Annotated in this window: 10 protein-coding genes; 4 read left to right on the top strand and 6 right to left on the bottom strand. The window is 63.2% G+C overall.

The window, feature by feature from the left end; genetic code table 11:
• Window positions 1-66 precede the first annotated feature (66 nt).
• From dut to BWP39_RS06080, 6 genes are all read right to left on the bottom strand, one after another.
• Entirely contained in the window at window positions 67-513 is a 447-nt protein-coding gene (dut, locus tag BWP39_RS06105; RefSeq protein ID WP_096717816.1) for a dUTP diphosphatase, read from the bottom strand.
• Window positions 514-549: 36 nt separating this feature from the next.
• Window positions 550-1,551, bottom strand: a complete 1,002-nt coding sequence (locus tag BWP39_RS06100) for an LLM class flavin-dependent oxidoreductase (protein WP_096717814.1) — start codon at window positions 1,549-1,551, stop codon at window positions 550-552.
• Between the two features lie 26 nt (window positions 1,552-1,577).
• Window positions 1,578-2,801 (bottom strand): bifunctional phosphopantothenoylcysteine decarboxylase/phosphopantothenate--cysteine ligase CoaBC, encoded by a 1,224-nt coding sequence (gene coaBC / locus BWP39_RS06095; protein WP_235851377.1) that lies wholly within the window; start codon window positions 2,799-2,801, stop codon window positions 1,578-1,580.
• 65 nt (window positions 2,802-2,866) lie between these two features.
• A complete protein-coding gene (lspA, locus tag BWP39_RS06090) occupies window positions 2,867-3,367 on the bottom strand; it encodes a signal peptidase II (protein ID WP_096717810.1) in 501 nt (166 codons plus the stop codon).
• On the bottom strand, window positions 3,367-6,204 hold the full coding sequence (ileS, locus tag BWP39_RS06085) for an isoleucine--tRNA ligase (RefSeq protein ID WP_096717808.1): 2,838 nt from the start codon (window positions 6,202-6,204) through the stop codon (window positions 3,367-3,369). The genes lspA and ileS overlap by 1 nt, the downstream gene beginning before the upstream one ends.
• A 165-nt stretch (window positions 6,205-6,369) precedes the next feature.
• A complete protein-coding gene (locus BWP39_RS06080) occupies window positions 6,370-7,365 on the bottom strand; it encodes a bifunctional riboflavin kinase/FAD synthetase (protein ID WP_096717806.1) in 996 nt (331 codons plus the stop codon).
• Between the two features lie 119 nt (window positions 7,366-7,484).
• Here BWP39_RS06080 and purN point away from each other — a divergent pair, with 119 nt between their 5' ends.
• The 4 genes from purN to BWP39_RS06060 all read left to right on the top strand — a co-directional run bounded on the left by purN (window position 7,485) and on the right by BWP39_RS06060 (window position 12,210).
• Complete coding sequence (gene purN / locus BWP39_RS06075; RefSeq protein WP_096717804.1) at window positions 7,485-8,144, top strand: phosphoribosylglycinamide formyltransferase; 660 nt, start codon at window positions 7,485-7,487, stop codon at window positions 8,142-8,144.
• Window positions 8,141-9,400 (top strand): RsmB/NOP family class I SAM-dependent RNA methyltransferase, encoded by a 1,260-nt coding sequence (locus BWP39_RS06070; RefSeq protein WP_096717802.1) that lies wholly within the window; start codon window positions 8,141-8,143, stop codon window positions 9,398-9,400. Before purN ends, BWP39_RS06070 begins: the two co-directional genes overlap by 4 nt.
• 75 nt (window positions 9,401-9,475) lie before the next feature.
• Entirely contained in the window at window positions 9,476-10,834 is a 1,359-nt protein-coding gene (locus BWP39_RS06065; protein WP_096717800.1) for a mechanosensitive ion channel family protein, read from the top strand.
• Window positions 10,835-11,013: 179 nt separating this feature from the next.
• Window positions 11,014-12,210, top strand: coding sequence for a DesA family fatty acid desaturase (locus tag BWP39_RS06060; RefSeq protein ID WP_091011255.1), 1,197 nt, complete (start codon window positions 11,014-11,016; stop codon window positions 12,208-12,210).
• The last annotated feature ends 98 nt before the right edge of the window (window positions 12,211-12,308 follow it).

Raw genomic sequence — 12,308 nt, 5'->3', positions numbered from 1 at the left:
GCGTGGGCTTAAAAACCCACGCCGTTTTTCATTGCCCGGCTCGCCACCGCGTGCGTGAAGCGAACCTCAGTGCTTCCCGGTGCTACCAAAACCACCCGCACCACGCTCGCTCTGCTCGAAGTCATCGACGATATTGAACTGCGCCTGCACGACCGGCACGATCACGAGTTGCGCGAGCCGTTCCAGCGGATTCAGCGTGAAGGTGGTCTGCCCGCGGTTCCATGTCGAGATCATCAGTTCGCCCTGGTAATCCGAATCGATCAGCCCGACGAGATTGCCAAGCACGATGCCGTGCTTGTGACCGAGCCCGGAGCGCGGCAGGATCAATGCGGCGTAGCCTGGGTCGCCAACGTGGATCGCGAGACCCGTCGGCACGAGCGCGGTTTGTCCGGGTTCGAGTATCAGCGGTTCGTCGAGGCACGCGCGCAGATCAAGCCCAGCGCTACCCGTCGTCGCGTAATGGGGCAACTGGTCGCGCATCTTCGGATTGAGAATCTTCAGGTCGAGTTTCATGCAGTTTCGGAAGAGGTCAGGAGAGAAGAGGGGGCGTTAGCGTTTTAGCTGGAACGCGTCGGCAAGCAGTTCATAGGAGCGCAGCCGCGCGCGATAACTGCCTGCGACGGTCAGCACGATCAGCTCGTCGGCCTGGAAATGGTCTTTGATCGAGAGCAGGCGTTCGGTCACCGTCTCGGGCGTGCCGATCACGCTGCGCGGTTTCTCGCGCGCGATCACCAATTGCTCGCGTTCGCCGTATTCCTGCGCGAGTCCCTGTTCGATCGACGGGATCGGTGCGTTGAGGCCGTAGGCCATCTGCACGCGGCGCAGGTCGACAGCTTTTTCGAGGTCGGCGGCTTCCTGTTCGGTGTCCGCGCAAATCGCGAAGACTGCGGCCGCGAGGTACGGCCGCGCTTCGTTGCCTGCCGCGAAGCGCTCGCGATACGCCTCGGCGACCTGATACCCGAAGTGCGCGTTGATGAAATGCGCGAACGCGAAGCGGATACCGAGCTGCGCGGCAAGCAGCCCGCCGAATTCGCTTGAACCGAGCATCCATAGCTGCGGGCGTGTGTCGACTTGCGGCTGCAGCAGCACGCCGTGGGCGATATGGTCGGCGGGCAGCGTGCCGTTCATCAGGCCGACCAGCTCGGCCACCTGTTGCGGAAAGATGTCGCCGCGGTTGTACGCACCGGCTGCAACCGCTTGTGCGGTTTTCATATCGCCGCCCGGTGCGCGCCCGACGCCGAGATCGACGCGGTTCGGGAACAGCGCTTCAAGCATCATGAACTGTTCGGCGAGCTTGAACGGGCTGTAGTACGGCAGCATCACGCCGCCGGAGCCGATGCGGATGCGCTTGGTCACACTGCCGAGTCGCGCGAGCATCACTTCAGGACAGGGATTGGAGACGCCGCGCAGACCGTGATGCTCGGCGCACCAGTAGCGCGTGTAGCCGAGGTCGTCGGCGAGCTGCGCGAGTTCGACCGTCGCCGCGATTGCATCGGCCACCGAGTGCCCGTCGATCACGGGCGTTTGATCGAGCACGGAAAGTAGCGTCATGGCTGTACCGCTCCGGGGATTTCAGTTCAGCGGATCAGGCTCGTATCGGGTAGACGCTTCGCGATCTCCGCGATCAGCGTACCCGCCAGCGCGCGTTTGTCCGCGCGCGGCAGTTTCGTCGCACCGGATGCTTCGAACAGGACGACTTCGTTGTCGTCGAGGCCGAAGGTCAGCGGCCCCAGGTTGCCGATCAGTAGCGGCACGTTCTTGCGCACGCGCTTCTCTTCGCCGTGCAACTCGAGATCGCCGCTTTCCGCGGCAAAGCCGACGCAGAACGGCGGATGGGCAAGCTTCGCGACGGCCGCGAGGATGTCCGGATTCTCGACGAACGTAAACGTCGGCATCGGTTTGTCGGCGGTTTTCTTGATCTTCTGCGGGCTCGCGTGATCGACGCGCCAGTCGGCCACTGCAGCCACACCGATGAACACGTCGCAGTCGGCCACCGCGCGCATCACGGCGTCGTGCATCTGCTGTGCGGTCTGCACGTCTTCACGGTACACGCCCCACGGTGTGTCGAGCGCGACTGGCCCTGCGATCAGATGCACCTCGGCACCTGCCTGCTGCGCGGCGCGTGCAAGCGAGAAACCCATCTTGCCGCTCGAACGATTGGTGATACCGCGTACCGGATCGAGCGGTTCGAAGGTCGGACCCGCGGTGAGCAACAAGCGGCGACCTGCGAGGAGCTTCGGATGGAAGAACGAAGCAATGGCTTCGTAAGTGGCTTCGGGTTCGAGCATCCGGCCGTCACCGACTTCGCCGCAGGCTTGCGGACCCGAATCCGGCCCGAGCACTTCGACGCCGTCTGCGCGTAGCTGCGCGACGTTGCGTTGCGTGGCCGGGTTTTGCCACATCTGCCGGTTCATCGCGGGAACGACGAGCAACGGGCAATCGCGTGCGATGCACAGCGTGGACAACAGATCGTCGGCCATGCCGTGCGCAAGCCGCGCGAGAAAATCCGTCGATGCCGGCGCAATCACGATCGCGTCCGCTTCGCGCGACAAATCGATGTGCGGCATGTTGTTCGCGATGCGCGCGTCCCACTGACTCGTGTAGACGGGCCGGCCCGACAGTGCCTGCATCGTAACGGGCGTGATGAACTGCGTGGCCGCGTCGGTCATCACGACCTGCACGGTCGCGCCGGCCTTGGTGAGCAGGCGCGTGAGTTCAGCGATCTTGTAGCAGGCAATCCCCCCCGTCAGACCGAGGACGAGATGTTTACCTGCGAGTTCTCCGGGTGCGACAGTGGCCAACGCAAGCCTCCGACAAAACATGAGCGACCGGCGCGTACTGCACCGGTCTGCGAACCGCTACGGCATTAGCGCGAACCGCGCACGCGCCGCAATTCGTCGAACACGAGCAGGGCTGCGCCGATCGTGATCGCGCTGTCGGCGAGATTGAACGCCGGCCAGTGCCATGCGCGCACGTGAAAATCGAGGAAGTCGATCACGTGGCCGTACATCAACCGGTCAATCACATTGCCGAGCGCACCGCCGAGTATCAACGCCAGCGCCGTGCAAAAAAGTCGCTGCGCGCCATGGCGTTTCAACAGATAGCAGATCACGAGCGCTGCGACCACGCCGAGGGCAGTGAACCCCCAGCGTTGCCAGCCGCCTGCCGTGGCGAGAAAACTAAACGCAGCGCCACGGTTGAACACCAGAAACAGGTTGAAGAACGGCGTCAGTTCATACGGTTGAGCGTACGCAAATACCTTCGATACGGCGATCTTCGACAACTGGTCGAACAGGATCACGATCAGCGCAACGCCGAGCCACGGTGCGAGCGTTCCGCCGCTCGATTTCGACAGGGTTCTGGCCATTATGCCGCGCTCCTCGTTTCGCCGCTCCCGAACAGATTGCTGATACAGCGTCCGCACAGCGTCGGATGTTCGGCGTTCTCGCCGACATCCGCACGGTAGTGCCAGCAACGCTCGCACTTCAGGTATTTCGACGCGATGACTTCGACGCTTTCATCCGCTTCGCTGTCCACCCGCACGACCGTCGCCGCCGACGTGATCAGCACGAATTTCAGGTCGGCGCCGAGGCTCGCGAGTGCATCGTGGCGCGCACCGCTCGCGCGAATTTCGACTTCGGCTTGCAGCGACGAACCGATCAGATTCGCAACACGCGCTTCTTCGAGTGCCTTCGTCACATCGCTGCGCACTGCGCGCAGCAGCGTCCACTTGTCGAGCAGCGCGGCTGCATTGGGCACTTGCGGGAACACGTGATACGTCTCGGTGAAGATCGTCTCGCTGTCCGGCTGGAACACCTTCCACGCTTCTTCCGCGGTGAACGACATGAACGGCGCCATAACGCGCAGCAGGCTGTGCGCGATGTGATACAGCGCGGTCTGCGCGGCGCGGCGCGCAGCGGAATCAGGCGCGGTCGTATAGAGCCGGTCCTTCAGCACGTCGAGATAGAAGCCGCCGAGATCTTCCGAGCAGAACGTCTGCAGCTTCGCGACGACCGGGTGGAACTCGTACTTGTCGTAATGCGCGAGCACATCCGTTTGCAAGGCGGCCGACAACGCCACCGCATAGCGATCGATCTCGAGCCAGTCTTCGACCGGGCGCGCATGCTCGGCAAAGTTGAAGTCCGACAGATTCGCGAGCAGGAAGCGCAATGTGTTGCGAATCCGGCGATAGCTCTCCGTCACGCGCTTGAGAATTTCTTCGGAGATCGAGAGCTCACCCGAATAATCGGTCGAGGCGATCCACAGACGGATGATTTCCGCGCCCAGCCGGTTCGAAACTTCCGCCGGATCGATGCCGTTACCAAGCGACTTGCTCATCTTGCGGCCTTCGCCGTCGACGGTGAAGCCGTGCGTGAGCAGCGCGTTGTAGGGCGGCCGTCCGTCGATCATCGATGCCGTGAGCAGCGACGAATGGAACCAGCCGCGGTGCTGATCGGAGCCTTCGACATAGATGTCGGCGGGGAACTGCAACTCTTCCTTGTGCGAGCCGCGCAGCACGTGCCAGTGCGTCGTGCCGGAATCGAACCAGACGTCGAGCGTGTCGCGATTCTTCTCATAGAGATTCGCGTCGTCGCCGATCAGTTCGCGCGGGTCGAGCGTTTGCCACGCTTCGATGCCGGCCTTTTCGACGCGTTGTGCAACCTGTTCCAGCAGTTCGATCGTGCGCGGATGCAGTTCGCCGGTTTCCTTGTGCACGAAGAACGCCATCGGCACGCCCCATTGACGCTGGCGCGACAGTGTCCAGTCGGGACGATTCGCGATCATCGAAAACAGGCGCTGCTTGCCCCACGATGGGTAGAACGCGGTTGCCTCGATCCCTTCGAGCGCGGTTTCGCGCAGCGTTTTCTCGCTGTCCTTCGGCACGACGTCCATACCGGCGAACCACTGCGATGTCGCGCGATAGATGATCGGTGTCTTGTGGCGCCAGCAATGCATGTAGCTGTGCGTGTACTTTTCGCTGCGCAACAGCGTACCTGCGTCGCGCAGCGCTTCGACCACCTTCGGATTGGCCGCCCAGATCGACAGGCCGCCGAACAACGCCAGTGATTCGATATAGCGCCCATCGCCCATCACCGGATTGATGATGTCGGAGTCGGCCATGCCGTGCGCCTTGCACGACACGAAGTCCTCGACGCCATACGCCGGCGATGAATGGACGATGCCGGTGCCGGTATCGGTGGTCACGTAGTCGCCGAGATACACCGGCGACGTGCGCTTGTAGCCCGGATGCGCGGACGCGAGCGGATGATGGAAGCGCAGATTCGCGAGCTTCGCACCGACGGTCGTTGCGAGCACCGTGCCTTCGAGGCCAAAGTCCTTCATGCACGCTTCGACGCGTTCCTGCGCGAGGATCAGCAGGCCGCGCGACGTATCGACGAGCGCGTACACCACTTCCGGATGCACGTTGAGCGCCTGGTTCGCAGGGATCGTCCACGGTGTCGTCGTCCAGATGACAATGCCGCCTTCGTTGCGCGGCAGCGCGGCGAGGCCGAAAGCCTGAGCGGTTTTTTCCGGATCGGCGAACGGGAACAGCACGTCGATGGTCGGATCGGTCTTGTCCGCGTACTCGACTTCTGCCTCAGCTAACGCGGAGCCGCAATCGAAGCACCAGTTCACCGGCTTCAGACCGCGGAACACGTAGCCCTTTTCCATGATCTTCGCGAGCGCACGAAGCTCACCGGCCTCGTTCACGAAGTTCATTGTCTTGTACGGGTTGTCCCACTCGCCGAGCACGCCGAGACGCCGGAAGCCAGCTTTCTGGATCTCGATCTGTTCGGTCGCGTAGGCGCGCGCCTTCTGCATGACTTCGGCGGCCGGCAACGACTTGCCGAACTGCTTTTCGATCTGGATTTCGATCGGCATGCCGTGGCAATCCCAACCGGGCACATAGACCGCGTCGAAGCCCGCGAGATTGCGCGCCTTGACGATCATGTCCTTGAGGATCTTGTTCACCGCGTGGCCGAGGTGAATGTTGGCGTTCGCATACGGCGGGCCATCGTGCAGGATGAACTTCTTGCGGCCCTTGCTGGCAGCGCGGATCTTTTCGTAGATCTTGTGTTCCTGCCAGTCCTTGACCCATTGCGGCTCGCGCTTCGGCAGGTCGCCGCGCATCGGGAACGGCGTGTCGAGCAGGTTGACCGGGTAGCGGCTCTGCGGTTTCGAATCGGCTTTCTTGTTGCTCATGATGAAGTCGCGTTAGATACAGTGTCTGGGTGTATGCGGTCCGCGCAACGGCGCGAGCTGTACGGGGAGCGTCTGGCGGGCGGTTCCGCGCGGTGCGCGGCAGGCCTGCCGGGACGCGGCGATCGGTACTGTGCGGGCAGCGTGCCGGCACGGTACCGCATAAGGCTAGCTAATTCGATCGGTCGCCGAGGTGGCGAAGCCCGTTGCGCTGCGGCCCGGTGCAGCGCCACTGGCGGCAGCGAACCACTCGCGTGCATGGGCGACGTCGCGGGCGATCGCAGCGGTCAATGTTTCGAGATCGACGTACTTCTCTTCGTCGCGCAGCTTCTTCAGGAATTCGACGCGCACGAGCTTGCCGTACGCATCGCCGTGCCAGTCGAGCAGATGCACTTCGAGCAGCACGCGGCCGGAGTCGTCGACGGTCGGCCGCAGGCCGAGGCTTGCGACGCCCGGCAACGGCTGGTCTTCGATGCCATGCACACGGACCACGAAAATGCCCGCGAGCGCCGGCCGCTTGTGGGCGATCGGCAGGTTCAGTGTGGGGAAGCCGAGGTCGCGGCCGAGCTTCATGCCGTGTACGACGTGGCCGCTGATCAGATAGTCGCGGCCGAGCGCACCGCGCGCCGCATCGAGATCGCCAGCGACGAGCGCTGCGCGAACACCGGAACTCGAGATGCGTGCGCCGGACGGATCGGCAACGGTTGCCATCTGCTCGACTTCGAAACCGTGATGGTTGCCGGCCGCCTTCAACGAAGCGAAATCGCCGGCACGTCGGGCGCCGTAGCGGAAGTCGTCGCCGATCATCACCCAGCGCGCGTGCAGCCCGTTCACGATGATCCGTTCAACAAACGCATCCGGCGACTGGCTCGCGAAAGTCTGGTTGAAATGCTCGACCACCACACGGTCGACACCGTTCATGCGCAGCGCTTCGAGCTTGTCGCGCAGCATCGCGATGCGCGGCGGCGCGCCGGCCGGGTTGAAGAATTCGCGGGGGTGGGGCTCGAAGGTCATCACGCAGACGGGCAGCCCGCGTGCATCGGCCGCGGCGCGCACGTGCGCGAGCAGAGCCTGATGGCCGCGGTGGACACCGTCGAAGTTGCCGATCGTCAATGCGCACGGCGCACGGCTTTCGGCATTGGGAAGACCGCGGAAAACTCTCACGATAGCGGGGCGTTATATGAGGCGGCTGGAATGCCGCAAAACAAACGATTATAAACGCTCGGAGCCGGCCACGGCGGCGCAGCGCGGTTTCGGGGGTCCCCGAATGATAAAATCCGCCAATGAAAAAACTCGTCATCCTGATTTCGGGGCGGGGCAGCAACATGGAAGCGGTCGTCCGCGCCTGCGCGCGTGAGCGCTGGCCAGCGCAGGTCGCCGCCGTGATTGCCAGCCGTCTCGACGCTGCGGGCCTTGCGTTCGCCGCGTCGCAAGGCATTGCCACGGCGGTCGTCGACCACCGCCAGTACCCTGACCGCGAGGCCTTCGACGCCGCGCTGGCCGCGCAGATCGACGGCTTTGCGCCCGATCTGGTCTTGCTCGCCGGCTTCATGCGGGTGCTGACCGCCGGCTTCGTCGATCGCTACGCGGGGCGCATGCTGAACATCCATCCTTCGTTGCTGCCGAGCTTTCCCGGCCTGAAAACCCATCAGCAGGCGCTCGACGCCGGCGTTCGTCTGCACGGCGCATCGGTGCATTTTGTCACGTCGCAGCTCGATCACGGGCCGATCGTCGCCCAGGTGGCCGTGCCGGTACTCGCCGGCGACGACGCCACGACGCTCGCCGCCCGTGTGCTGGCCGCCGAACATATCCTTTACCCACGCGCGGTGCGCTGGTTTGTCGAAGGGCGTCTTGCGCCCGACGGACTGCGCGTCGCCGTAACACCGCCCGAGCCGCAGTGGCTCTTTGCTGAAACGACAAGCTACGCCGGAGAGGGCGCATGAGACTACATGGATTCCTGATTGGACAAACCGAAACGCTGCTGGCCGAGGTCCTGAAGTTCGCAGGCCCGGCCGACGCTACTACCAGCCGCTTTTTCCGTGCCCACCCGAAGCTCGGGCACGGCGAGCGCGGTGTGATCGCCGAGGCCGTGTTCGCTGTGCTGCGCCGCCGGATGGAGTTCGCCCATCTGGCCGAGAGTGGCACCGGCAGCCCCGCCCGCCGGCTTGCGCTACTCGGCCTGATGCAGACGGCGGGCCGCAGCGCGCTCAAGCCGTTCGTGTCCGATTCCGAAAGCACGTGGCTCGAACACGTGGCGAAGATCGACCCGGAGAGCCTGTCGCTGCGCATCCGCATGAACCTGCCCGACTGGATCGCCGAAGCACTCACCGGACGCTTCCCGCCCGAAGAACTGGCCCAGCTCGCTGCCGCACTCAACTATCCGGCGCCGCTCGATCTGCGTGCGAACCCGCAAAAGGCGAGTCGCGACGAGGTGTTGAATGCGCTCGGCAAGGCCGGCATCGAAGCGGGCGCGACGCCGTTTGCGCCGTTCGGTGTGCGGGTGGTCGGCAAGCCGCCGCTCACCAAGCTCGATGCATTCCAGAACGGCTGGGTCGAAGTGCAGGACGAAGGCAGCCAGCTGCTGTGCTCGCTGGTGGCGCCCAAGCGCGGCGAGATGATCGTCGACTTTTGCGCGGGCGCGGGCGGCAAGACGCTCGCGCTCGGCGCGATGATGCGTTCCACCGGTCGCCTCTATGCCTTCGACATTTCCGACCGGCGGCTCGCGAAGCTCAAGCCGCGGCTCGCACGCAGCGGGCTGTCGAACGTGAACCCGGTGCTGATCGACAGCGAGCACGACGCGAAGATCAAGCGCCTTGCGGGCAAGATCGATCGCGTGCTGGTCGACGCGCCGTGCAGCGGGCTCGGTACGCTGCGCCGCAATCCGGACCTGAAGTGGCGCCAGACGCCGGCGTCGATCACCGAACTCGCGCCCAAGCAGGCGTCGATTCTGGCGAGCGCGTCGCGGCTCGTGAAGAAGGGCGGCCGGCTCATCTATGCGACGTGCAGCATTCTCGAGGCGGAGAACGAGGCGATCGTGACGCAGTTTCTCGCTGACCACGCAGAATTCGTGCTGGTACCGGCGCGAGACGTACTCGCCGAGCAGCGCATCGACGTCGATACGGGGGACTATCTCTCGCTGTGGCCGCACCGCCATGCAACCGACGGCTTCTTCGCGGCCGTGCTGGAACGCCGTGCCTAGGCCGGCTGCGGCACGCAACCTTCGACTTCACGCGAGACACTCTTGACGACCCTGTCCGATCGCATCTTGTCCCATATGCTCGGCGGCCTTACGCGTGATTTCGGCCAGCCGGAGATCGTGTGGCAGGCCGGCGTGCTGCTCGGCACACTGGCGCTCGCGTGGCTGCTCGCACGGCTGTTGCGGCGGACGCTGGACCTGCGGCGCCAGACGCGTTACCAGACGCTGCGCTTCGGCGCAGAAAGCCTGAACAAGGCGTTCTTCCCGCTGATTGGCGGCGTGTTCGTGCTGATCGCGCAAGCCATTGCCGAGCAGTTCATGGACACGTCGCTACTCGATCTCGCGCTCGTGCCGCTATTCGGCATCGGCCTGATCTATCTCGTGTTCTTCGTCGCGCGGCGCGTATTCGGCGCGCACGGCGAGACGCATGCATGGCTGTCGCTCGTCGAGAAGCTCGTCTCACTGGTGGTGTGGGTGGGCATGGTGCTCACCGTGATGGGCATTCAGGACGACGTGCTCGCGTGGATGGGGAGCGTGAAGTTTCGCATCGCGAATACCCATCTGACGCTGCTGTCGCTGCTAAGCGGCGTGCTGTGGGTGTGCGTGACGATGATCGTCGCGATGTGGCTCGGTGCAACGTTCGAAGAGCGGCTGATCCGCTCCCGTTCGCTCGATGCGAACCTGAAGGTGGTGCTGGCGCGTGTCGGCCGGGCGCTCTTCATGCTGGCGGCGGTGTTGATCAGCCTGTCGCTGGTCGGCATCGACATTACGGTGCTGGGGGTGTTCGGCGGCGCGCTTGGCGTTGGGCTCGGGTTCGGCTTGCAGAAGATCGCGAGCAACTACGTGTCGGGCTTCATCATCCTGATCGACCGGTCGCTGCGTATCGGCGACACGATCAACGTGAGCGGACTGCAGGGCATGGTCACGCAGATCCGTACTCGCTATACGGTGGTGCGCGGGCTCGACGGCAACGAGACGCTGATTCCGAACGAAAAGCTGATCACCGATGTCGTGCAGAACCAGTCGTCGTATCTGACGCGAGGCTATTCGAAGGCGGCGGTCCAGGTCGCTTATACATCGGATGTCGAGCAGGCGATGGCCCTGCTGGTCGAGGCGACCCAAGGGGTGAGCCGCGTGCTGCAGGAACCGGTGCCGACGCCTTACCTCGCCAGTTTTGGCCCCGACGGCATCAATCTCGAACTGGGTTTCTGGATCGAAGACGCCGCGACCGGGACTGCCTCGGTCCGCTCGGCGGTGAACCGGAATATCTGGCGGCTTTTTGTCGAACACGGCATTTCGATTCCGTACGCGCAGCGCGAAGTCCGAATTGTGGGCAGCGCCAGCGACATCCTGCCACAGGCGGTAACAATGACCGGGCATGCCGCGAACGAGTCTGCACTGCCGCCGGACGCCCCGCCAGAGCCGGTCGCGCGCTAAAAACGGCACTTAAAACACCGCGTCGAACCCCCGTGAATTCTCGCCAGGGTAAAAAAATATCCATTTGTTACATACACTTGGAACGGTTCTAGTAAACTACCGTCCAATCTCGACGTATGCTTTCACTTTCTTGACATCCGCCACTGCGCGGATGTTTTCTGTTCCACAGGTAAACGACCTTGTTGAATTCCTCGCTTGATTTCCTTGGCAACGGCCTGCTGCGTCTTTCGTGGTGGCAGATCATATTGTCCGCACTGGCAATGACGCACGTGACGATCATCGGCGTAACGGTGTATCTGCACCGCTGCCAGGCGCATCGCGCGCTCGATCTGCACCCCGTCGCCAGTCATTTCTTCCGGCTCTGGCTGTGGATGACCACGGGCATGCTGACCGGTCAGTGGGCCGCGATTCACCGCAAGCACCACGCGAAGTGCGAGACCGAAGAAGATCCGCATAGCCCGCAGACGCGCGGTTTCTGGAAGGTGCTGCTCGAAGGCGCCGAACTGTATCGCGCGGAAGCGAAGAACGAAGAAACGATGCGCAAGTTCAGCCACGGCACGCCGAACGACTGGATGGAACGCAACGTCTACTCGAAGTACCCGATCCTCGGTATCAGCCTGATGATGGTGATCGACGTTGCGCTGTTCGGTATCGTCGGTTTGAGCGTGTGGGCTATCCAGATGATCTGGATTCCGTTCTGGGCCGCAGGCGTGGTCAACGGTCTCGCGCACTTCTGGGGCTACCGCAACTTCAACTCGGCAGATGCAAGCACGAACATCTTCCCGTGGGGCATCCTGATCGGCGGTGAAGAGCTGCACAACAATCACCACACGTATGCGACGTCGGCCAAGATGTCGAACAAGTGGTTCGAGTTCGATATCGGCTGGATGTACATCCGCATTCTCTCGGCGTTCCGTCTGGCCAAGGTGAAGAAGATCGCACCGACGCCGCGCCTGTCTACAGGCAAGCTGGTTCTCGATCAGGACACGCTGCAAGCCGTGCTCGCAAACCGCTACGAAGTCATGGCCAGTTATGGCAAGGCTGTGAAGCGCGCATACCGCCAGGAACTCGCGCATCTGAAGGAAGTGGGCGCGCGCGAAAAGTACCAGGTCATGCGCAACGCGCGCAGCTGGTTCCACAAGGAAGAGTCGGGCCTCGACGAACCGCAGAAGCGTCAGTTGCCGCAGATCTTCGCGAACAGCCAGAAGCTGCGCACGTATATCGAATTGCGTAACGAACTGGCGTCGATGTGGGAGCGTTCGAATGCATCGCGCGACCAGTTGCTGACGCAATTGCAGGACTGGTGCCACCGTGCTGAACAGAGCGGCATCAAGGCCCTGCAGGAATTCGCCATGCGTTTGCGCCGCTACGCCTGAGCACGAAATCCTTTAAAATTTCAGCACGTCATAAAACCCCGCGTTGGCGGGGTTTTTCTTTTTTGGGCGCGCCCGGAGCATCTCGCGGCGTGCCACAG

Source organism: Paraburkholderia acidicola (genome assembly GCF_002362315.1).
Lineage (GTDB): Bacteria > Pseudomonadota > Gammaproteobacteria > Burkholderiales > Burkholderiaceae > Paraburkholderia > Paraburkholderia acidicola.
Note: the sequence above shows the minus strand (reverse complement) of the source record. Positions and strands in the feature narration are given on the sequence as shown.